Here is a 22349-nt window from a genome sequence, read left to right on the forward strand (position 1 = left end):
CCCCCCCCCCCCCCCCCCGACCCGGCCAGCAGACAACGCGGCACCGCCGTGGACGTTGACCTTGACCCTGCTTCAGGCCTCCAACGCCCCAACCCCCAACACAACCACTTTCGACTGCAACGGATGCCGGGGGGCATGGGGTCGCCTATAATCGGGGGCCACTTTGTCTGTTGCCTTGCCATGACTGCCGAAACGGCCGCCGAACTCCATACGATCATCGACCTGATCCGCTACGGCACCAGCCGTTTCAACGCCGCCGGGCTGACCTTCGGGCACAGCTACGACAACGCCCTGGACGAAGCCACCCAACTGGTCCTGCACAGCCTGCACCTGCCGCACGACCTCGGTCCGGCCTACGGCGCCGCGCGCGTGACCACCCCGGAGAAGGCCGAGGTCCTGGCCCTGTTCGAACGCCGCATCACCGAACGCCTCCCGGCCGCCTACCTCACCGGTGAAGCCTGGTTCGCCGGCCTCAGCTTCAAGAGCGACAGCCGCGCCCTCGTGCCGCGCTCGCCCATCGCCGAACTCATCGAAACCGGTTTCGAGCCGTGGCTCGCCGGCCGCGACGTCCATCGCGCCCTCGACCTGTGCACCGGCTCGGGCTGCATCGCCATCGCCATGGGCCACTACTACCCCAACTGGGAAGTGGACGGCGTGGACCTCAGCGACGACGCCCTGGCGCTGGCGCATGAGAACAAGGAACGCCTGCAGGCGCACAACGTCACCCTGCTCAAGTCCGACCTGTTCAACGGCCTCACCGGCCGCCATTACGACCTCATCGTCACCAACCCGCCCTACGTCACCAATGACGAAACCGATGCCCTGCCGAAGGAATACTCCTACGAGCCGGAAATGGGCCTGCGTGCGGGTGATGATGGCCTGGACCTGGTGCTCAAGATCCTGCGCGACGCCCCGCTGCACCTCAGCGAAGACGGTCTGCTGATCTGCGAAGTGGGCGAATCCGAGCAGCACCTGATCAAGCTGCTGCCGGAAGTCGATTTTGCCTGGGTCGAATTCAAGGTTGGCCAGATGGGCATCTTCGCCGTCGAATGCCGTGAACTGATCGCCCACAGCGCCCGCATCACCGAACTGGCAGCGCAGCGGCCGTGAGTTCCAACAGCTTCGGCAGACTGCTGACCGTCACCACCTTCGGCGAATCGCACGGTCCGGCGATCGGCTGCGTGATCGATGGCTGCCCGCCGGGGCTGGACATCACTGCCGATGAATTCGCCCACGACCTGCAGCGCCGCGCCACCGGCAAGAGCCGGCACACCTCGGCGCGACGCGAGACCGACGATATCGAGATCCTGTCCGGCGTGTACGAAGGGCGTACCACCGGCACCCCGATCGCGCTGCTGATCCGCAACACCGACCAGCGCAGCAAGGACTACACCAACATCGCCCAGCAGTTCCGCCCGGGCCACGCCGACTACAGCTACTGGCAGAAGTACGGCATCCGCGACCCGCGCGGTGGCGGCCGCTCGTCCGCGCGCGAAACCACCATGCGCGTGGCTGCGGGCGTCATTGCCAAGAAGTGGCTGCAGCAGCGCTTCGGCGTGACCGTGCGCGGCTACCTTTCCCAGCTGGGCGAGATCACCCCGACCGGGCACGACTGGTCGGCGGTGGAAGACAACCCGTTCTTCTGGCCGGCCGCCGAACAGGTGCCGGCGCTGGAGAGCTACATGGATGCGCTGCGCAAGTCCGGTGATTCGGTTGGCGCGCGCGTCAACGTGGTCGCCGATGGCGTGCCGCCGGGCTGGGGCGAGCCGATCTACGGCAAGCTCGACGGCGAACTGGCCGCCGCGCTGATGAGCATCAACGCGGTCAAGGGCGTGGAGATCGGCGACGGCTTTGCCAGCGTCACCCAGCGGGGCACCGAACACCGCGACCTGATCACCCCCGAGGGCTTTGCCAGCAACCATGCCGGTGGCATCCTCGGTGGCATCTCCACCGGCCAGCAGGTCACCGCCTCGATCGTGCTCAAGCCGACCTCCAGCCTGCGCCTGCCCGGCGCGACCGTGGACGCCGACGGCAACGCGGTCGAGGTGATCACCACCGGTCGCCACGATCCCTGCGTCGGCATCCGTGCCACGCCCATCGCCGAGGCGATGATGGCGCTGGTGCTGATGGACCAGGCGCTGCGCCACCGCGCCCAGTGTGGCGATGTCGGCGACATCACCCCGCGCATTCCGGGCACGATCGATGGTTGATCGGCGTCCCCGGGTCTGGGTCAGCCAGCCGCTGTTCGATGACGTCGTCGAACAGCTCGGGCAGCATGTCGACCTGGACATGGCCGCCGAGGTCACCCGCTACACGCCGCAGCAGCTGGCCGAGCGGCTGGCAGGCGTGGACGGCGCGCTGATCACCCTCAACGAACGCATCGGCGCGGCCGAGATTGCCAATGCGCCGCAGCTGCGCGCGATCGCCAACGTCGGCGTCGGCTACAACAACCTGGATGTCGAGGCGCTCAGTGCCGCCGGTATCCTCGCCAGCAATACCCCGGACGTGTTGACCGAAACCACCGCCGACCTCGGCTTCGCGCTGCTGATGGCCACCGCCCGGCGCATCACCGAGTCCGAACGCTGGCTGCGCGAGGGCCAGTGGGGCCAGTGGTCGTTCCAGACCATGCTCGGCGCCGACATCCACGGCAGCACGCTGGGCATCCTGGGCATGGGCCGGATCGGGCAGGGCATCGCCCGGCGCGGTGCGCTCGGCTTCGGCATGCGCGTGCTGTACCACAACCGCTCGCGGCTGCCCGAGGCCACCGAGGCCGAGGTTGGCGCGCAGTACGTGGACCTGGAGACCCTGCTCACCCAGGTCGACCACCTGGTACTGGTGCTGCCCTACAACGCCTCCTCGCACCACATCATCGATGCGGACGCGCTGGCGAAAATGAAGCCGAGCGCTACCCTGGTCAACATCGCCCGCGGTGGCATCGTCGACGAGCTCGCGCTGGCCGATGCCCTGGCCAACGGTCGCCTGGCAGCGGCCGGGCTGGACGTGTTCGAAGGCGAGCCCACGGTACGCCCGGAACTGCTGGCCCTGCACAACATCGTGCTGACCCCGCATATCGGCAGTGCCAGCCGGGCCACGCGCCGGGCGATGGTGCAGCTGGCGGTGGACAACCTGACCGCCGCGCTGGGCCTCGGCCCGCATGCCGGCAACCCGCCGAGCGCGATCAACGCCGACGCCGTGAAAGCCGCCGTTGCCGGCGGCGCGACCGTGGGCGCCAAAAACATCGACGACGCAAAACGATAGGGAACCTCCGCGACCAGCAGGCGAGGTTCCCCGAACCCAGCGCGTGGCAGGTACCAACCGTCGGTTGGCACACCCCTTTCAAATTCCGGTAGGTATCAACCGTTGGTTGGTACACATCCCCAAAGCACGGTAGCTGCCGACCGCAGGTCGGCACCCCAACAAGAGGTTCTCATGAACAATCCAGATCGTCGTTTCCACGTCGCCGTCGTCGGTGCCACCGGTGCTGTCGGCGAAACCATGCTGGCCATCCTGGCCGAGCGCAACTTCCCGATCGCCACGCTGAGCCTGCTCGCGTCCTCGCGTTCGGCCGGTGGCGAAATCGACTTCCAGGGCGACAAGATCAAGGTCCAGGACCTGGCCGACTTCGACCCGACCGGCGTGGACATCGCGCTGTTCTCCGCAGGTGGCAGCGTGTCCAAGGAGTTCGGCCCGAAGTTCGCCGCCGCCGGTGCGGTGGTGATCGACAACTCCTCGGCGTTCCGTTACGACGATGACGTGCCGCTGGTGGTCTCCGAAGTGAACCCCGATGCGCTGAAGCACCGCCCGCGCGGGATCATCGCCAACCCGAACTGCTCGACCATGCAGATGCTGGTCGCGCTCGCCCCGCTGCACCGCCAGTACGGCATCGTGCGCATCAACGTGGCCACCTACCAGTCGGTGTCCGGTGGCGGGCGTTCGGCGCTGGAAGAACTCGGCAAGCAGACCGGCCAGCTGCTCAGCTTCCAGCAGATCGACCCGCAGCGCTTCCCGGTGCAGATCGCCTTCAACCTGATCCCGCACATCGACGACTTCCTGGACAACGGCTTCACCAAGGAAGAGATGAAGCTGGTCTGGGAAACCCGCAAGATCCTTGGCGATGACAGCATCCTGGTGAACCCCACCGCGGTGCGCGTGCCGGTGTTCTACGGCCACTCCGAAGCGGTGACCATCGAAACCCGCGACAAGGTCACCCCGGAGGCCGCGCGCGAACTGCTGTCGCGCTCGCCCGGCGTGGAAGTGGTCGACAAGCACGAAGCCGGCGGTTACCCGACCCCGGTCACCCACGCCTCGGGCAACGATGCGGTGTATGTCGGCCGGATCCGCGAGGATCTCTCGCACCCGCGTGGCCTGAACCTGTGGATCGTGTCGGACAACATCCGCAAGGGCGCCGCCCTCAACGCCGTGCAGTTGGCCGAACTGGTCGCCGCCGAAGGCTGATCGCGCAGTGCCGATGGCATGGGGATGCCATCGGCCGCTGCAATTGAACCATCGCCGATCACGGGGGGAGCCGTTATATTGGCCGCCATGAACAACCGGGCTCCGGGCGCATTGCGCCCGCTCAAGTATGTGTCCACGCTGCTGCTGGCCCTGGCCAGCAGCTCCGCCATGGCCCTGGGGCTGGGCGATATCCGGGTGCTGTCCAAACCCGGCCAGCCGTTGCTGGCCGAAATTCCGGTGATTTCGGCCGATCCAGCCGAGCTGCAGAACCTGCGCGTGGCCCTGGCCTCGCCGGTCACCTTCGCGCGGGTCGGGCTGGAACGCCCGGCCGGGCTGGTCAGTGAGCTGCAGTTCGAGCTCACCCAGAACGCGCAGGGGCGGGCGGTGGTGCGGGTCAGCACGCAGGCCCCGGTCACCACGCCCTCGCTGAACTTCCTGATCGAAGCCGATTGGGGCCAGGGCCGCCTGGTCCGCGAATACTCCGCCCTGGTCGATGCGCCCAACAGCGCGTTGGCCGTGGCCGAACCGGAGATCGTCGCCCCGGCCGGCGCGATGTCCAACGCCATCGTGCGCGAGCCCGATCCGGTGCCGACGGCTGAGCCGGCCACCCCGGTTGCAGCCGCCCCCACCCCATCGCGCGCCGTGCCGGTGCCGCCGCGCAACAGCACCCCGCGCGCCCCTGCACCCGCACCCGCACCCGCGCCCGCAAGCGTGGCCGCCGATGGCAGCATCACCGTGCAGCGCGGCCAGACGCTGTCGCAGATTGCCGGCAGCGTGGCGCGCGGGCAGGGCATCAACCGCAACCAGGCGATGATTGCGCTGCTGCGCGCCAATCCCGATGCCTTCATCCGTGGCAACGTGAACCTGCTCAAGCAGGGCGCGGTGCTGCGCAGCCCCGCCGGTGGAAACGCCGCGACGATCGACGCCAATGAAGCGGCGGCGATCGTGCGCGAGCATGCCGCGCAATGGCGCCAGTCGCGTGCAGCGATCCCGCAGCCGGCCAGCAGCGGCGTGGCCGCCAGCCCCGGCCCGGCCACGGCGCCGGCCGCTGCCGGCGGTGCACGGCTGGAGATCGCCCCGGCGGTCGCCGCCACCGACAACAATGCAGGGACAACCACCGGCACCGCTGCCGGTAGTGAGGGTGACATGCTGGGCAACGAACAACTGCGTCAGGCCAAGGAAGATGTCGCCACCCGCGATGCCGAAATCCAGGAGCTGCGCGGCCGCGTGGCCGAACTCGAAAAACTGGAGAAGCAGCAGCAGTCGCTGATCGCGATGAAGGACAGCGACCTGGCCGCGGCCCAGCAGCGCCTGGGCCAGGCCCCGGCTGCGCGCGAGGCCGGCGGTGCGGGCTGGTACTGGCTGGGGTTGGCGGTGCTGTTGCTGGTCGTAGCCGGCTGGGCCGTGGCCCGTCGCCGCAAGCCGTCACCCTTGCCGCCGTTGCGTCGCGACGGACTGGATGCCACCGCCTTGGCGGCGGCGGTGCCCGCGACCGATTACGTCGACGAACTGGCTGCGCAGCAGGAGCCGCACGATGCCGATCCGGTCGAGGACGTCACCGAGGACTACGCAACGCCGCCGGGGTATGTGCTTGATGGTGGACGCCGCGAGCCGGTGTTCAGTCTCGAGCCTGAGCCGGGTTACCGCGCCGCCGCCGTTGATACGGTGGACGGCGTGGACCGCGATATCACCGTCGTCGATGACGTCATCACCGACCCGGACCCCCGCAGCTACGCTGCCGCCGATCTCGATAGTCCGGTCGATCCGACGCCGGTGCACGCGCTGGAGGCCGCCGCGCAGCCCGCGTTCCGCGGCGTGTTCGAATTCCCCGACGAAGGCAACGCAGCCGCCGACGCCCGTGTCGACACCCACCCTGACACCGAGACCGACACCGACACCGCTCACGATGCCCTCGCACCGTTCGACGTCGGCACCGGCAGCGACCTCGACAGCAGCCACGGCGTACCGGCCGCCGGTCGCGATCGCCTGGAACTGGCGATCGCCTACCTGGACCTGGGCGATGCCGAAACCGCGCGCACTCTGCTGCAGGACGTGGTCGCCGCAGCCGATCCGCACAGCCAGGCGCAGGCGCGCGAGCTGCTGGCGCGGCTGGGGTGAGCGCGACCGGTTGAGGCCGCTGGCGGTGTGGGCCGCACGCGACCCGGCCTGAGATTACGACCGGTCGCTCCCGCGCCGGTCCCCGATGCAACAGAGGTTGAGCATGCGTTACGCACTGGGCGTGGAGTACGACGGCAGTGAATACAAGGGCTGGCAGCAGCTGGGCGAAAGCGGTTGTCCCAGCGTGCAGGCCAGCCTGCAGGAGGCGTTGTCCTCGGTGGCCGACGCCCCGATCAAGGTCACCTGCGCCGGCCGTACCGATGCCGGCGTGCATGGGCAATGCCAGGTGGTGCACTTCGACACCGACGTCGCCCGTGATCCACGCGGATGGACCCTGGGCACCACCACCCGCCTGCCGCGTTCGATCGCGGTGCGCTGGTGCGTGCCGGTGGCCGAGGATTTCCACGCGCGTTTCTCGGCGCGGGCCCGGCGCTACCGCTACCGCCTGCTCAACCGCCAGGTACGCCCGGCGCTGCACCGGCAGACCCTGAGCTGGGAGCGACGGCCGCTGGACGCCGGGCGGATGCATGCGGCGGCGCAGGCGCTGCTGGGCGAAAACGACTTCAGCGCCTTCCGCAGCATCCAGTGCGAGGCCCTGCATGCCCGCCGCGAGCTGCAGGCGATCAGCGTCCGGCGCGAGGACGAGGTGGTGGAGGTCTGCGTTCAGGCCAATGCATTCCTTCATCACATGGTGCGCAATATCGTCGGTTCACTGATCCTGGTCGGATCCGGGGACAAACCGGTGTCGTGGATGGGCGAGCTGCTGGCTGGCCAGGACCGCACCGTGGCCGGGCCGACTGCACCGCCGCAGGGATTGGTGTTCGTTGGACCCTTGTACCCCGACAACTGGCAACTGCCCGCCGAGGTCACTTTATGAGCCGCTCTTTCTATCGCACCCGTATCAAGTTCTGCGGCATGACCCGCGCTGGCGATGTCCGCCTGGCGGGGGAGCTGGGCGTGGACGCGGTCGGCTTCATTTTCGCCCGTGAGAGCAAGCGCCGGGTCGCCCCGGCCGAGGCGCGGGCGATGCGGCAGGCGATCGCGCCGATGGTCGATGTGGTGGCTTTGTTCCGCGACAACAGCAAGGAAGAGGTGCGCGAAGTGCTGCGTACCGTGCGTCCGACCCTGCTGCAGTTCCATGGCGAGGAAGACGAGTCGTTCTGCCGCAGCTTCAACATGCCCTACCTGAAGGCCGTGGCGATGGGCGGCCGCGATGAGGTCAACGCGCGCCAGCTGCAACTGCGTTACCCGAGCGCGGCCGGCTTCCTGTTCGACAGCCACGCCCCCGGCGGCGGCGGCGGTACGGGCGTGGCCTTCGACTGGACCCGCCTGCCCACCGGCCTGCACCGGCCGTTCCTGCTCGCCGGCGGGATCACCCCGGACAACGTGTTCGACGCGATCGTGGCGACCCTGCCGTGGGGCGTGGACGTATCCAGCGGCATCGAGTCCGAGCCGGGCATCAAGGACGGCTACAAGATGCGCAAGTTCGTCGAGGAAGTCCGCCGCGCGGACTGCCACGAAGCTGATTGAGCCGTACCGGCCGACCTGTCGTCGGCCCGGGGGCCTTTGCCGACACCCTTTTTCCCTGCTGCGCAACGCGTAGCGGCGTTGCTATGGGCGCACCGCCAAATTTCACGTAGCATCGACAGGACATGGCGCGGCTGGGACGGCGCGTAGACGGGCACGCCGGAGCGCGCGCCCACAGGAGGCAGCCGGGGGAAAGGTCGGCCGCCATCGCAAGGAAGACATGGAATGAACGAGTTCCTCACTGTCGCGTTGACGTTCCCCACGCTGCCTTACAGCATCGTGCTGGCGTTCGCCGTGCTGTACTGGCTGCTGGCCGCGTGCGGCATGGTCGATGACGCCATCGCCCACGACGGCATGGACCTGCACCTGGGCGATGACGGCCTGCACGGTATCTCCGGCATGTTTTCGCGGCTCGGCCTGGGCGGCGCGCCGGTGATGCTGGTGATCGCGCTGCTGGCCTTCTTCGGGTGGACCGCCACCTATTTCGTGCATCTGTTCCTGCTGCAGTCATTGCCGACGCCGTTGCGGTGGCTGGCGGGCAGCGTTACCGCCGTACTTGCGCTGATTCCCGCCGTGCCGCTCAGCGTGATCGTGCTGCGCCCGATCCGACGCCTGCTGCTGCGCCTGCGCCCGGTCGCGCAGGCCTCGCTGCTGGGTCGTGTCGGCGTGGTTGCCTCGCCGCAGGTCACTGCCGGCAGCGGCTACGCCAACGTCGATGACGGCGGCGCCGGCCTCATCCTGCAGGTGCGTTCGCGTGAGGGCGCCACCCTGGTGCGCGGCGAGCGCGTGGTGCTGCTGGACTACGTGGCCGAACACAACCATTACCTGGTGGTGCGTGAAAACGACCACCCCGCGCTTTCCATCCAAGACAGCCTGATCCCGGGCGATAAGGAGATCCACCGATGAGTTTTGCGACCTTGGCCCCGTTCGTGATCGGGGTCGGCATCCTGCTGGTCCTCCTGCTTGGCCTCGCCGGGCTGTTCAAGGCGTTCTATCGCAAGGTGGACCAGGGCGTGGCCCTGATCGTCAACGACATGAGTTCCCAGCCGAAGGTGCACTTCACCGGTGCGCTGATCATCCCGGTGTTGTACCGCGCCGAGCTGATGCGGATCAGCCTGATCACCCTGCAGATCGACCGCCGTGGCAAGGAAGGCCTGATCTGCCGCGACAACATGCGCGCCGACATCGCCGTGGCCTTCTACCTGCGCGTCAACGAAACCCAGGCCGACGTGCTGCGCGTGGCCAAGGCCATCGGCGCCGATCGCGCCTCGGACAAGCACGCGGTCGATGAGCTGTTCAACGCCAAGTTCTCCGAAGCGCTGAAGACGGTCGGCAAGAAATTCGAGTTCACCGAACTGTTCGAGAAGCGCCAGGAATTCCGCGACGAGATCATCGCGGTGATCGGCAACGACCTCAACGGCTACGCGCTGGAAGACGTGGCCATCGATTACCTGGAGCAGACCCCGAAGCTGCTGCTGGACCAGAACAACATCCTCGACGCCCAGGGCATCCGCAAGATCACCGAACTCACCGCCACCCACAACGTGGTGACCAACGAGCTCGAACAGAACGAAAAGCTGGCCATCACCAAGAAGAACGTCGAGGCGCGCGAAGCGCTGCTGGCGCTGGAGCGCCAGCAGGCCGAGGCCGAAGCACGGCAGAAGCGCGAGATCGATACCATCCGCGCCCGCGAGGAAGCCGAGACCGCCAAGGTCCAGGAAGAACAGCGCCAGCTGTCCGAACAGGCCCGCATCGAAGCGCAGGAAGTGATCGAAATCCGCGAGCAGAACCGCATGCGTGAAGTCGAAGTGGCCGAGCAGAACCGCCAGCGCGCGGTGGCCATCGAATCCGAGCGGGTCGAGCGCGCGCGTCAGCTGGAGCAGGTCACCACCCAGCGCGAAGTGCAGCTGCAGGGCGTGGAGCGCGACAAGGTGGTCGAGTCCGGCAAGATGGACGTGGCCAACATCACCCGCGAGCGCATCGCCATCGACAAGACCGTGGCGCAGGAAGAAGAGCGCATCAAGGAAGTGCGTGAAGTTTCCGAGGCCGACCGCCAGAAGCAGGTGCTGATCCTTGAAGCCGAAGGCAAGGCCCAGGAACTGCTGGTGCGCCAGGTCAAGGAAGCGCAGGCCGGCGAGACCGCGGCCAAGCACCGCGCGGTGGAAATCACCACGCTGGCCCAGGCCGAGCACGAGGCGGCCGGCAAGCAGGCCGAAGCCAAGCGCCTGCTGGCCGATGGTACCCGCGCCGAACAGGCCGCCCCCGGACTGGCCGAGGCACAGGTGCGCGAAGCGTCGGCACTGGCCATCGAAAAGGTCGGCATCGCCGAGGCCCGCGTGATCGAAGCCAAGGCCGATGCCAACCTCAAGCAGGGCACCAACGAGGCCCGCGTGCTCGCCGAGAACCTGCAGGCCCAGGCCCAGGGTGAAGAGCAGATGGGCCGCGCCCGTGCCAGCGCGACCGAGTCGCTCGGTGGCGCCGAAGCCGGCGTGGTGCAGAAGAAGCTGCTCGCCGAGGCCGAGGGCCTGGTCCGCAAGTTCGAGGCGATCGCCTCGCTCAGCGACACCGCGCGCGGTCATGAAGAGTTCCGCATGATGCTCGACAACAGCCTCACCCAGGCCCTGGCGTCCATCGAAGCCGGCAAGGAAGTCTCGCGCGAAAACGCCGGCGTCATCGCCAGCGCGCTGCGCAATGCCGACATCGACCTGGTCGGCGGCGACGGCGGCATGTTCGAGAACCTGATCAAGGCCGTCTCGCTGGGCAAGTCCATCGAAGGCCTGGCCGGCAAGAGCCCGATCGTGCAGGACCTGATGCAGCGCTACCTCGGCGTGACCCCGCGCGAACAAGCGCCGCGGCAGATCCCTGAAGAGGTGGTCGACGCGACGCCCACGGTCGTGACCGCAGACGTGGTCGAAACCCGCTGAGTCAGCGGTATCGGAGCGCCGCCCGAGAAGGCGCGCTCCGCCCCCGGCGGTGGCGTTGATGCCGCCGCCACGCCATCCCCGGCCGGCTCGCCCGGCCGGTTGTCCGTGAGCCGGAAGGAAGCCGATGTCCGATACCGCCAACCGTCCCGAGCCGTCCGTGCCGGACGCCACCGCCAGCGTCGACCAGGCCGTCGCCCAAGGCGGCGCCTATGAAGTGCTGCGCCGCCGCCTGGACGAGCAGGGTAGCCGCCTGCGCACGGTCGCCGATGCCCTGAACCGGCAGCGCCTGGCCGAGTTCGGCGACAGCCGGCTGGAGGTCACCGGGCGCTTCCGCATCCGCAGCGAGAACAACTGCGTCGGCCGCGACATCGTCCAGGTCGGCCCGGACCTGCTGCTGTTCGGCTACAACGTCTTCATCGGCCTCAAGACCCAGACCCGGGTCGAGGACGTGTTCGGGCTGTACCGGCTGGTGCAGGCCAACGACGGCTACGACGTCGTACCGGTGGAGGCCAAGGGCAGTTTCCTGGCCCAGCCCGGCTTCGTGCACGATTTCGGCGAGCTCTACGCCTACTACAAGCACGCGCGCCTGCTGCAGCTGATCGTGATCGGCGACAAGCTGCTCGCTGCCTTCCAGATCGGCGAACGCAGCAGCGACGTACGCGTATTCCGCTGGGCGCTGGCCCGCGATGGCGAATTGACCTACCTCGATGCCCGTGGCGAGCGCGATATCGCGCTGCCGCCACCGTTCGATTTCGAGTGGAGCCGCGCCACCCGCGACATGGCCGTCACCGGTCGCCACGCGCATCTGAACATCCTCGACACCCTCTTCGTGGAAACCACCGGTGGCGACCTGACGATCAAGGTCGAGAACAACACCGAAAGCGGGCAGGGCGTCTACAGCGAACCGGTCGAGGACAGCACCCAGTCGCTGGACGATGCCCAGTTCGAATTCGCCCGGGTCGGGTCACTGATCCTGCTCAAGGTATTGCCGTACCGCGAGACCGTATGGCGCGGCCTGATCTACAACACCCTCACCGGCAACATCACCCGCAACGATGCCATCGTGCAGGCCTGCGTGCAGCTGCCTGAAGACCACGGCATCATCTTCCCCGGCGGCTATTACCTGCAGAACGGCGAGCACAAGGCCTTCGACGCGGCGATGGACGGCATGCAGTTCAAGCGTGCCATCCGCTCGCCCAACGGCGAGGACGTGCTGTACATCTTCTACGAGCGCGAAGGCGGCCGCTCGGCGTTGTTCGTCTACAACACCATCCAGCGCGTGCTGCAGAACCCGGTGTTCGGTCACGGCTACGCGTTCATGCACGATGGGCGCATGGTGCTGTTCCACGCCGAGGGCAGCGAGCCCACCCGCATCCACGCCATGCAGGTCTGGCAGACGCCCTTCAGCAGCGATGAGTTCGCCGCCAGCCGGCCGCCCGGCAATACCTTCATGGGCCGCATCGGCAATGCCGAACTGGTGCGCGGCATCTCCAATCTCTTCGACCTGGCCCGGACCATCGAGGGCGGGGACGCCTCGGTGCAGCGCTACCAGCGCCTGGTGCAGGACACCCGCCGCCTGTTCGATGCCCACCATTGGCTGGACGATGAACAGTGCAGCGGCGCCGCCAGCCTGCTGCGCGACGTCAGCAGCACCGGCGAGTCGGTGCTGGACGAGTACGAAAAGGTGCAGTCGATCCGTGCGCAGTCCGCGCAGGCCATGGCCCAGGCGCAGAGTGCGCAGAAGGCCCTGCTCGCGCGCCTGCAGCCGGAGAACTGGACGCAGGTGCAGGCCTTCGTCGAGGCGCTCAACGCGATCTCGGCCCAACGCGGCCACCTGCTTACCATCCGCGATTACCGCTACATCGACACCGACCTGATCGATGCGATGACCGCCGGCCTGCAGCAGGCCCAGGACAGCATCGGGGCGGCCACCGGGGAGTTCCTCGCCGGCGACGCCGCGCTGGCGCCGCTGGGCGAACGCCTGCAGGTGCTGGACGCGGCCGCGCAAGAGGCTGAGAGCGCGCGCGTACTGGATGAGCAGCTGGCCGGGCTGCGCGCGATGTCGGCCGACCTGGACATGCTGTCCGAGCTGATGGCCGGCCTGAAGGTCGATGACGCCACCGCACGCACCCGCGTGGTCGAGGCGATCTCGGCAATCTACGCACGCCTCAACCAGACCCGTGCACGTGCCGAGCAACGCCGCCGCAGCCTCGGCTCGGCCGAAGCGGTGGCGCAGTTCGCCRCGCAGTTCGCGCTGTTCTCCCAGGCCATCACCAGTGCCCTGGCGATGGCCACCGATCCGGAGCGTGCCGACGAGCAGATGTCGCGCCTGCTGGTCCAGCTGGAGGAGCTGGAAAGCCAGTTCGGTGAGCATGAGCAGTTCCTCGGCGACATCCTGGCCAAACGCGAAGAACTGATCGAGGCCTTCGAAGCGCACAAGCAGGCGTTGCAGGACGAACGCCAGCGCAAGGCGCGCTCGGTGCTGGACGCGGCCAACCGCATCCTCGACGGGCTGGCCAAACGCACCGAGCGCTTCGCCACCACCGACGAGCTCAACGCGTTCTTTGCCGGCGATCCGCTGATCCTCAAGCTGCGTGAACTGGCCGAGCGCCTGCGCAGCCTGCGCGACAGCGTCAAGGCCGACGACATCGAGTCGCGCCTGAAGGGTGTGCGCGACCAGGCCGTGCGCGCGCTGCGCGACCGCAGCGATCTGTTCGAAGCCGGTGGCAACGTGGTGCGGCTGGGCCCGCGCCATCGTTTCAGCGTCAACACCCAGGCCCTGGACCTGACCATCCTGCCGCGCGGCGACGAACTGGCCATCCACCTGACCGGCACCGATTTCCTGGAGACCCTGCACGACCCGGAACTGGCCGAACTCAAGCCGTACTGGCAGCTCAGCCTGGATTCGGAATCGGCCACGCTGTACCGCGGCGAGTACCTGGCCGGCAGCGTGTTGCGCGCGGCGATGGAGGGGCGCGAGGGGCTGGACCTGGCCACGCTGCAGCACAGCGCGGCCGAGCCGGACGCGCTGGACCGCAGCGTGCGTGATTTCGCCGCACCGCGTTATCGGGAAGGCTACGAACGCGGTATCCACGACCACGATGCCGCCACCATCCTGCGCGCGCTGCTGCCCCTGCAGCAGGCGGCGGGGACCTTGCGGCATGCCCCACGCGTGCGCGCACTGGCGATGCTGTTCTGGGCGGCGCAGCAGCGTCGCGAGGACGTGGCGCAGTGGCCGGCACGGCAGGCCGGCGCAGACGCGATCGCACGCCTGTTCGGGTCCGATGAAGGCCAGCTCGCCTTGCGTGCGGAGATGGCCCACGCGTTGGCCGCGTTCAATGATGAGCAGAGCTTGCCGTTCAACGCTGCCGAGCACCTCGCCGCGGCGGCGTACCTGGGCGATGAACTGTCTGCCGGCGAGCCGGTCTTTGCCAGCAGCCGTTACGCGCTGGCGTTGCTGGACGCGCTCGGGCAGCAGCTGCAGGCCGCGGGCCAACGCGAAAGCGTGGAGCGCGCGCTGCAGCGCGAGCAGGATGGGCTGACCACGCGCTGGGCCTTGGCCGGGCAGTGGCTGCGCGCGCTGTGCCGCACTGCGGCCTTCACCGACCATGCCGGCTACGCCGACGAAGCGGCAGCACTGCTGCTGGTCCAGCGGGCACTGCGCACCCGCGCCAGCGAGACGGCCCTGCTGGTCAGCGTTGACGGGCTGCTGGGCGAGCATCCGCGCATCGTGCAGGGGCGCATGAACCTGTCGCTGGATGACTTCCTGGCCCGCCTGCAGCACCACAACGACGTGTTCGTCCCGGCGTTCCACGCCTACCAGGCGGTACGCCAGCGCATCGTCGCGCGCGAACGAGATACCCTGCGCCTGTCCGAGTTCAAGGCACGGCCGTTGTCTTCGTTCGTGCGCAACAAGCTCATCAACGATGTCTACCTGGGCGTGATCGGCGACAACCTGGCCAAGCAGATGGGCACGGTCGGGGAGAACAAGCGCAGCGACCTGATGGGGCTGCTGATGATGATCTCCCCGCCGGGCTACGGCAAAACCACGCTGATGGAATACGTGGCGCACCGGCTTGGCCTGGTCTTCATGAAGATCAACGGGCCGGCGCTCGGCCACGAGGTACGCTCGCTGGACCCGGCGCAGGCGCCGGACGCCACCTCGCGGCAGGAACTGGAAAAGCTCAACCTGGCGCTGGAGATGGGCAACAACACCATGCTGTATGTCGATGACATCCAGCACACCCACCCGGAGTTCCTGCAGAAGTTCATTTCACTGTGCGACGGCACCCGCCGCATCGAGGGCGTGTGGCGCGGGCGTACCCGGACCTACGACATGCGCGGCAAGAAGTTCTGCGTGGTCATGGCCGGCAACCCGTATACCGAGTCCGGCGAGGTGTTCAAGATTCCAGACATGCTCGCCAACCGCGCCGATATCTACAACCTTGGCGATGTGCTCGGCGGCATGGAAGATGCCTTCACCCTGAGCTACATCGAAAACAGCCTGACCTCCAATCCGGTGCTGGCGCCGCTGGCCACTCGCGACATGGCCGACCTGTACCTGCTGGTCGAACGTGCGATGGGCAAGGAGCTATCCACCAACGCGCTGAGCCATGCCTACAGTGGCGCGGAGGTCAATGAGATCGTGGCCACGTTGCAGCGCATGCTGCGCGTGCGCGACGTGGTCTACCGGGTCAACCAGCGGTACATCGCCAGCGCCGCGCAGGACGACCGCTACCGCACGGAACCGCCGTTCCGGCTGCAGGGCAGCTACCGCAACATGAACAAGCTGTCGGAAAAGATCTCCCCGGTGATGAACGAGGCCGAGCTCCAGCAGCTGGTCTCCGACCATTACCTCGGCGAAGCCCAGCTGCTCACCACCGGCGCCGAGGAGAACCTGCTCAAGCTGGCTGAACTGCGCGGCCTGCTGCAGGGGGAGGAACTGGCGCGCTGGCAGCAGATCAAGCGCGATTTCCTGCGCAACAAGGCCATGGGCGCCGGCGACAGCGATGTCGGGGGACGCATGGTGGCGCAGCTGGCCGACATCGCCAGCGCGCTGCAGTTGCCGCCGCCGGCGCCGCAGGCCGAGGTGGAACCGGCGCCCTGGCCAGCCTTGCTGTCGGCGCTGGAACGGCTGTCAGTCGCGCGCGCAGAACCGGTCGCTGCCGCGTCACCCACCCCCGCGCCGCCGCTGGCCGAACCGCTCGCCGATGGCCTGCAGGCCGGGTTGGCACCGCTGCTGCAGCTGCTTGGGCAATCGCACCAACAGCAGGTGCGCACCGGCGAGACGCTGGCCCTGTTGGCCGGCTGGGTGCGCCAGCAGATGGACGCCGAGCCGGCACCGCGCCAGCGGCTGCGACCGCGCCGGGCCAGCACGCCGGAAGAGCGCGCGCTGGATGAAGCCTTGATGCGCCACTTCTACGGCGAATCGGCGGTGCCGCCGCGCGACGACACCTCGGTGGATGACGCCCACGCATGACCGTGCCCTTGCCCGCGCCCGCGCAGCTCGATGGCGACACCCGGACGGTGGCGGCATTGGCGGCGTATGCGCAGCCGCTGCTCGATGCCATCGCACGGCATGCGCAGGGGCAGGGCAGCGGTAGCGAGGACGGCAGCGCCGCTGGATTGATCGAGGTGCTGGCGCGGATCGCGCTGGCGCTGCAATCGGCCGATCCGGCGCAGCTGCGTCGCCGGGCCGGCTGGTGGGGACGGCTGCTGGGTCGCGACGTTGAGCGCCAGCGCGATGCCGATGCGCTGCAACCGCAGCTGGGCGTGCTGCTGGTGCAGGCCGAAGACCGCGCACGTGCGCTGCAGGCCCGCGCCATGCAGCGCCAGAGCGCGATCGCGGCCGCCGAACAGGCCGCCGTCGCGCTGGAGCACTGGATCGACGCTGGCAGCCTGCAGTTGCCCAGCCTGCCCGATACCGAACAGCACGCCGTGTTCGCCCAGCGCCTGGATCACCTGCGCCGGCTGGCGGCACTGCAGCGCAGCGAAGGGGGGCAATGGCAGCTGCTGCAGGCGCAGGACGACGCGCTGCTGGCGCGCTTCCGGCGCATCGCCGATGTGCTGCTGCCGGCGTGGAGACAAGCCGCCCTGGCGCGGCAGGCGCAGGATCAGACCCGGCACAACCAGCAGGCCGCGGCGCTGCAGGCGCAGATCGCCGCCGAGGTCGCCTCGGCGCAGGCTAGACTCCGATGAACCCCCTGTTCTTACCGGTGTGCCACCGACGGCCGCCGCCCAGCATGGAGATCCACCGATGACCCAGGACCCGCAGGACACCCAGGCGCTGTCTGTCACCCCCGTCGATGCGCTGGACGATGCCGCGCTGCAGGCGCTCGGCCTGGGTCGTGACGACCTGCCGAAGATCGACGCGATCGGCCGTGGCCTGGAAGATATCCGTCCCGGCAACCTGCAGGTATTCGGTCGCGATGCGGCCGCCAAGACCGCCGCGTTTTCCAGCCAGCTGCTCGACCAGGTGCGCAACCGCGACCTGGATGCCAGCGGCGACAAGCTGGGCGAGGTGGTGCGCATTGCGCGTTCGCTCAAGCTCGATGGCCTGGCCGAACGCTCGAAGGTGCCGGTGATCGGCGGGCTGATCGACAAGCTGCGCGCCTCCAAGGGCGAGCTGGTGCAGAAGTTCAGCGATACCAATCGCCAGATCGAGCAGCTGATGGGTGATGTGGGCAGCCAGCAGACCCTGATGGCGCAGCGCGTGGGCGAGTTCGACCGAATGCACGACATCGTGCGCGAGGAGCGCCACGCGCTGGGCCTGCACATCGCCGCCGGCAAGCGTCGGATCAGCGAGCTGCGCAGCGAGCAGCAGGCCACGCTCGGCCAGGACGATCCGCAGGTGCGCATCCGCCAGGGCGAACTGGACAACGCAATCCGCCTGCTCGACAAGCGCATCGGCGATCTGGTGGTGATGCAGCACGCGGCCGATCAATCGTTGCCGATGATCCGCCTGATCCAGGCCAACGCCATCCTGCTGATCGAGAAGTTCAACACGGTCCGTGACATCACCATCCCGTCGTGGAAGCGCCAGTTCGCGATCCAGCTGTCGCTGAGCGAGCAGAAGAGCGCGGTGGCGCTGTCCAATGCCATCGACGATGCCACCAACGACCTGATGCGCCGCAACGCCGACCTGCTGCGCCAGACCACAGTGGACACCGCCAAGGCCAACCAGCGTGCGGTGATCGACGTGGCCACGCTGCGCCACGTGCACGAGCAGCTGATCGCCACGGTCGAAGAGGTGCGCAGCATCCACCGCGACGGCATGCAGCAGCGCCAGCAGGCCGAAGTCGAACTCGCGCGCCTCCGCGAAGACGTGCAACAGCGCCTGGCCGCCCCGACCGCCGGCTGACGCCCGCCGCGCACTGCGGTAGAGCCACGCCATGCGTGGCTGCTCTCTGTGCAGCAGCATGGCCCTTCAGGAAAACGCGCCACGCGCCGCCCGGCATCCCCGCATGGCGTGGATCTACGGTCGGCAATCGCGGGCTCGCGTCAGCCGCGCGCCAATTGCGCGGCCAGCCACTCGGCCAATGCATCCACCCGCGGATCCGGTGCACCCTCCGGTGTCGCCAGCACCCAGAACCCGCCGGTGGCGCCAAACCCCCACGGCGCCAGCAGGCGTCCGGCAGCCAGCTCGTCGGCCACCAACGGCTCCGGCGCAATCGCCACGCCCAGCCCGGCGACCGCCGCCTCCAGCAGGTAATACAGGTGGTCAAAGCTAGTGCCCAGCTGCAACCGGGCTGGGTCCACCCCGTGTGCGTCCGCCCAGGCCGGCCACGCCTGCGGCCGCGAGGTGGTGTGCAGCAACGGCTCGCCGAGCAGTGCAGAGGGCGGGTGCTGACGCAGCCGTGCCGCCGCCGGGTGCTGCGGGCTGACCACCACCCCGACCCGTTCCGGGGCCAGCTCACGCACCTGCCACCGCCGCGGCCACGGCGGCTGGGCCAGCAGCAGTACCGCGTCCAGGGCCTGTTGTGCATCGGTGAAACTGCCGTCCTGGGCCGACCAATGCAGCGCCAGCTGGGGCAGGTCGGCCTGCAGCGTCTGCAGGCGGGGAATCATCCAGCGCGCCAGGATGCTGCCGCTGCACCCCAGCACCAGCGCCTCGGGGCGTTGCTGGCGCTGCAGCACCGTGACCGCCTCGCGGATCTGTCCGAAAGCCCCCGCACAGGCCGCCTGCAGGATGTCGCCGGCGCGGGTCAGGCGCAGGCCGCGGCCGTCGCGCTCGAACAGGGCCACGCCCAGGTGATCCTCCAGCAGGCGCAGTTGTCGGCTGATCGCGCCATGGGTGACGTGCAGGGCTTCGGCGGCGCGGCCGACCCCGCCCAGGCGGGCGGCCGCTTCAAAGCTGCGCAGGGCGTTGAGCGGCGGCAGGGGGCTGTCGGTCATGTGAGTTTTCCTGACAGGTTGTCGGAGATATTATCGATATTCCTGTCATGACAGGTGCGTTAAATTGGCAGCCTGTCTCCACCGGCTGTCGCGACATGTCCGCATCCCCCATCGTTGATTTCCACGCCTACCCCGACGCCCAGGGCCATTTCGGCCGCTACGGCGGCAGTTTCGTCGCCGAAACGCTGATCGGGCCGCTGCAGGAGCTGGCTGCCGCCTACGACCAGGCGCGCCGCGATCCGGCCTTCATCGCCGCCTACGACAAGGACCTCACCCACTACGTGGGCCGGCCCAGCCCGATCTACCACGCCGAACGCCTCAGCAAACAGGTCGGCGGCGCGCAGATCCTGCTCAAGCGCGAAGACCTGAACCACACCGGCGCGCACAAGATCAACAACACCATCGGCCAGGCCCTGCTGGCCGCGCGGATGGGCAAGACCCGGATCATCGCCGAGACCGGCGCCGGCCAGCACGGCGTGGCCAGCGCGACCGTGGCCGCGCGGCTGGGCCTGGAATGCGTGGTGTACATGGGCGCCACCGACATCGAGCGGCAGAAGATCAACGTCTACCGCATGAAGCTGCTCGGCGCGACGGTGGTGCCGGTGACCTCCGGCTCGGCCACGCTCAAGGACGCGCTCAATGAAGCGATGCGCGACTGGGTCACCAACGTCCGCGACACCTTCTACATCATCGGTACCGTGGCCGGCCCGGACCCGTACCCGCGCATGGTCCGTGACTTCAACGCCATCGTCGGCCGTGAAGCCCGGGCGCAGATGTTCACCGATTACGGCCGCCTGCCCGACGCGATCACCGCCTGCGTCGGCGGCGGCAGCAACGCGATCGGCCTGTTCCATGCCTTCCTCAACGATCGCCAGGTGCGCATCGTCGGCGCTGAAGCGGCCGGTGATGGCATCGACACTGGTCGCCACGCCGCGTCCATCGCCGCCGGTCGCCCCGGCGTGCTGCACGGCAACCGTACGTATGTGATCTGCGACGATGACGGGCAGATCACCGAGACCCATTCGGTCTCGGCCGGCCTGGATTACCCTGGCGTCGGCCCGGAGCACGCGTTTTTGGCTGACGCCGGCCGGGCCGAGTATGTCGGCATCACCGACGACGAAGCCCTGGCCGCCTTCCACCAGCTGGCGCACAGCGAAGGCATCCTGGCTGCGCTGGAATCCAGCCATGCGGTGGCGCAGGCGATCAAGCTGGCGCGCGAACTGCCCCGCGACAAGCTGGTGCTGTGCAACCTGTCCGGTCGCGGTGACAAGGACGTGCATACCATCGCCGCCCGCGAGGGCTTGATGCTGTGAACCCACTGCTGCGCCAGGGAAGTGCGCTGCTGATCGTGGTCGGCCTGACTGCCTGCACCCCGCCGGATCCGCCGCTGCTGCCCGCCGCGCCGTCGGCCCCGGCGGCGATTGCACCGGCGCAGGTGCCGGCCAGCAACGACGATGACATCGCCAACCGCCCGATCGAAGACGATCCCGAGCCCGCGCCCACAGCGACCGACAACGACGCCGCACCCGCGGTGGTCTCGGTAGCGCTGGACCATGCCGGCGACGTGGTGATCGGGCAGCGTTTCAGCGCCGAGGATGCCGATGCGCAATGGCATTCGGCGGGCCTGAGCGAGGGCGGCCAGCTCGGCAGCTGCGAGTACTACGAGCGCGGCAGCCTGCCCGAAGGCGTGTCGATGATGGTCGATGACGGGCATGTGGCGCGCTTCGACCTGGCCCTGCTCGACGGTTCGGACGAGACCATCACCCAGCCTGGTCCGTTCGGGCTGCGCCTGGGCATGTCGCGTGCCGAAGCGCTCAAGCGCTTGCCCAGGGGCAGCACCGCGCAGCCGCACGCTTACGATCCTGAAACCGGCGAGTACCTCACCTGGCAGGACCCCGGTTCGGATCTTGCGATCCGGCTGGAGATCGTCGACGGGGTGATTTCGAAGTTGTACTGGGGCGCCAGCGGCGCCGTTGAACTGATTGAAGGATGTGCCTGAAATGTCCGTGGACCGTATCGATGCCTGTTTCGCCCGCCTGCGCGCCTCCGGCCGCAAGGCGCTGATTCCTTTCATCACCGCGGGCGACCCGGGCCTGGAGGCCACCGTGCCGGTGATGCATGCGCTGGCCGCCGCCGGCGCCGACGTGATCGAACTCGGCGTGCCGTTTTCCGACCCCATGGCCGATGGCCCCACCATCCAGCGCAGCTCCGAGCGCGCGCTGGCGCGCGGGGCAGGGCTGCGTTACGTGCTGGAAACCGTGGCCGCCTTCCGCCGCGACGACACCACCACCCCGGTGGTGCTGATGGGCTACCTGAATCCGGTCGAGATCCACGGCACCGCGCGCTTCGCGCAGACCGCGATCGCCGCCGGCGTGGATGGCGTGCTGCTGGTCGACCTGCCGCCGGAAGAGGCCGCTGAAACCCGTGAGATCTTCACCGCCGCCGGCCTGGCGCTGATCCTGCTGGCCTCGCCGACCACCGCCGATGCGCGGCTGGACAGCTTGTCCGCAATGGCCCAGGGCTACCTTTACTACGTCAGCTTCGCCGGGGTGACCGGTGCGTCCGACCGTCTGGACAGCAGCGCCGCCAGCGCCCGCCTGCGCGACCTGCGCAGCCGCTCGCAGGTACCGGTGGTGGCCGGCTTCGGCATCAAGGATGCGGCCAGCGCCGCGGCCATGGCCGTCGAAGCCGACGGCGTCGTAGTAGGCAGCGCCCTGGTAGCCGCACTTGCCGAAGGTGCCGATGCAGGTGCTGCCGCACAGACCGCACAGTCCTTCCTCGCGCCGCTGCGTGCTGCGCTCGACCAAGCCTGATCAAGCGGCGCCCTCGATCTCCGATCCGCATACGTGAAACTGTGCAGAGGCAGGCGGGCAGCCGCGCCCGGGACACGCACGTAAACCCGTCCATGGGGGCTCGTGGGCGCCTTGCTTG

16 protein-coding genes are annotated in these 22349 nt (G+C 68.5%); 15 read left to right on the forward strand and 1 reads right to left on the reverse strand.

Annotated features, from left to right (window positions below):
- Window positions 1-180: 180 nt before the first annotated feature.
- The 12 genes from prmB to AC1DR7_RS16870 all read left to right on the forward strand — a co-directional run bounded on the left by prmB (window position 181) and on the right by AC1DR7_RS16870 (window position 18384).
- Window positions 181-1110: a 50S ribosomal protein L3 N(5)-glutamine methyltransferase gene (prmB, locus tag AC1DR7_RS16815; protein ID WP_256774613.1), complete on the forward strand. Its 930-nt coding sequence runs from the start codon at window positions 181-183 to the stop codon at window positions 1108-1110.
- Entirely contained in the window at window positions 1107-2210 is a 1104-nt protein-coding gene (aroC, locus tag AC1DR7_RS16820; protein ID WP_478051961.1) for a chorismate synthase, read from the forward strand. The genes prmB and aroC overlap by 4 nt, the downstream gene beginning before the upstream one ends.
- Entirely contained in the window at window positions 2203-3258 is a 1056-nt protein-coding gene (locus AC1DR7_RS16825; RefSeq protein ID WP_457319134.1) for a 2-hydroxyacid dehydrogenase, read from the forward strand. Before aroC ends, AC1DR7_RS16825 begins: the two co-directional genes overlap by 8 nt.
- Window positions 3259-3429: 171 nt before the next feature.
- Complete coding sequence (locus AC1DR7_RS16830) at window positions 3430-4455, forward strand: aspartate-semialdehyde dehydrogenase (RefSeq protein ID WP_457319133.1); 1026 nt, start codon at window positions 3430-3432, stop codon at window positions 4453-4455.
- Window positions 4456-4542: 87 nt separating this feature from the next.
- Window positions 4543-6573, forward strand: coding sequence for a motility hub landmark protein FimV (locus AC1DR7_RS16835; protein WP_457319132.1), 2031 nt, complete (start codon window positions 4543-4545; stop codon window positions 6571-6573).
- Window positions 6574-6676: 103 nt separating this feature from the next.
- Window positions 6677-7450 carry a tRNA pseudouridine(38-40) synthase TruA gene (gene truA, locus AC1DR7_RS16840; protein ID WP_256774618.1) on the forward strand — a complete coding sequence of 258 codons (774 nt, stop codon included), beginning with the start codon at window positions 6677-6679 and terminating at the stop codon, window positions 7448-7450.
- Entirely contained in the window at window positions 7447-8103 is a 657-nt protein-coding gene (locus AC1DR7_RS16845) for a phosphoribosylanthranilate isomerase (protein WP_256774619.1), read from the forward strand. The genes truA and AC1DR7_RS16845 overlap by 4 nt, the downstream gene beginning before the upstream one ends.
- Window positions 8104-8325: 222 nt before the next feature.
- The gene (locus AC1DR7_RS16850) at window positions 8326-9006 is read left to right on the forward strand and encodes a hypothetical protein (protein WP_457319131.1); all 681 of its coding nucleotides are present in this window, start codon (window positions 8326-8328) and stop codon (window positions 9004-9006) included.
- The gene (locus tag AC1DR7_RS16855; protein ID WP_256774621.1) at window positions 9003-11024 is read left to right on the forward strand and encodes a flotillin family protein; all 2022 of its coding nucleotides are present in this window, start codon (window positions 9003-9005) and stop codon (window positions 11022-11024) included. Before AC1DR7_RS16850 ends, AC1DR7_RS16855 begins: the two co-directional genes overlap by 4 nt.
- Window positions 11025-11148: 124 nt before the next feature.
- Window positions 11149-16503 carry a DNA repair ATPase gene (locus tag AC1DR7_RS16860; RefSeq protein ID WP_478076566.1) on the forward strand — a complete coding sequence of 1785 codons (5355 nt, stop codon included), beginning with the start codon at window positions 11149-11151 and terminating at the stop codon, window positions 16501-16503.
- Window positions 16500-17222, forward strand: a complete 723-nt coding sequence (locus tag AC1DR7_RS16865) for a hypothetical protein (RefSeq protein WP_256774623.1) — start codon at window positions 16500-16502, stop codon at window positions 17220-17222. The genes AC1DR7_RS16860 and AC1DR7_RS16865 overlap by 4 nt, the downstream gene beginning before the upstream one ends.
- 58 nt (window positions 17223-17280) lie before the next feature.
- Entirely contained in the window at window positions 17281-18384 is a 1104-nt protein-coding gene (locus AC1DR7_RS16870) for a toxic anion resistance protein (protein ID WP_256774624.1), read from the forward strand.
- 140 nt (window positions 18385-18524) lie between these two features.
- On the opposite strand, the gene AC1DR7_RS16875 is transcribed toward AC1DR7_RS16870, so the two are convergent.
- On the reverse strand, window positions 18525-19418 hold the full coding sequence (locus AC1DR7_RS16875) for a LysR family transcriptional regulator (protein WP_457319430.1): 894 nt from the start codon (window positions 19416-19418) through the stop codon (window positions 18525-18527).
- Between the two features lie 95 nt (window positions 19419-19513).
- Here AC1DR7_RS16875 and trpB point away from each other — a divergent pair, with 95 nt between their 5' ends.
- From trpB to trpA, 3 genes are read left to right on the forward strand one after another with little or no spacing between them, the layout of a single operon-like run.
- Window positions 19514-20731: a tryptophan synthase subunit beta gene (trpB, locus tag AC1DR7_RS16880; protein WP_256774626.1), complete on the forward strand. Its 1218-nt coding sequence runs from the start codon at window positions 19514-19516 to the stop codon at window positions 20729-20731.
- Complete coding sequence (locus AC1DR7_RS16885) at window positions 20728-21417, forward strand: hypothetical protein (RefSeq protein WP_478051377.1); 690 nt, start codon at window positions 20728-20730, stop codon at window positions 21415-21417. The genes trpB and AC1DR7_RS16885 overlap by 4 nt, the downstream gene beginning before the upstream one ends.
- A 7-nt stretch (window positions 21418-21424) precedes the next feature.
- On the forward strand, window positions 21425-22231 hold the full coding sequence (trpA, locus tag AC1DR7_RS16890) for a tryptophan synthase subunit alpha (RefSeq protein ID WP_256774729.1): 807 nt from the start codon (window positions 21425-21427) through the stop codon (window positions 22229-22231).
- The last annotated feature ends 118 nt before the right edge of the window (window positions 22232-22349 follow it).

The sequence above is a fragment of the Stenotrophomonas sp. P5_A9 genome, from assembly GCF_056400525.1.

Coding starts and splice junctions, on each gene's coding strand:
- AC1DR7_RS16865 (WP_256774623.1), top strand. CDS start 16,500: ATGACCGTGCCCTTGCCCGCGCCCGCGCAGCTCGATGGCGACACCCGG.
- AC1DR7_RS16875 (WP_457319430.1), bottom strand. CDS start 19,418: ATGACCGACAGCCCCCTGCCGCCGCTCAACGCCCTGCGCAGCTTTGAA.
- AC1DR7_RS16850 (WP_457319131.1), top strand. CDS start 8,326: ATGAACGAGTTCCTCACTGTCGCGTTGACGTTCCCCACGCTGCCTTAC.
- AC1DR7_RS16870 (WP_256774624.1), top strand. CDS start 17,281: ATGACCCAGGACCCGCAGGACACCCAGGCGCTGTCTGTCACCCCCGTC.
- prmB (WP_256774613.1), top strand. CDS start 181: ATGACTGCCGAAACGGCCGCCGAACTCCATACGATCATCGACCTGATC.
- truA (WP_256774618.1), top strand. CDS start 6,677: ATGCGTTACGCACTGGGCGTGGAGTACGACGGCAGTGAATACAAGGGC.
- AC1DR7_RS16845 (WP_256774619.1), top strand. CDS start 7,447: ATGAGCCGCTCTTTCTATCGCACCCGTATCAAGTTCTGCGGCATGACC.
- AC1DR7_RS16835 (WP_457319132.1), top strand. CDS start 4,543: ATGAACAACCGGGCTCCGGGCGCATTGCGCCCGCTCAAGTATGTGTCC.
- AC1DR7_RS16825 (WP_457319134.1), top strand. CDS start 2,203: ATGGTTGATCGGCGTCCCCGGGTCTGGGTCAGCCAGCCGCTGTTCGAT.
- trpB (WP_256774626.1), top strand. CDS start 19,514: ATGTCCGCATCCCCCATCGTTGATTTCCACGCCTACCCCGACGCCCAG.
- AC1DR7_RS16830 (WP_457319133.1), top strand. CDS start 3,430: ATGAACAATCCAGATCGTCGTTTCCACGTCGCCGTCGTCGGTGCCACC.
- AC1DR7_RS16855 (WP_256774621.1), top strand. CDS start 9,003: ATGAGTTTTGCGACCTTGGCCCCGTTCGTGATCGGGGTCGGCATCCTG.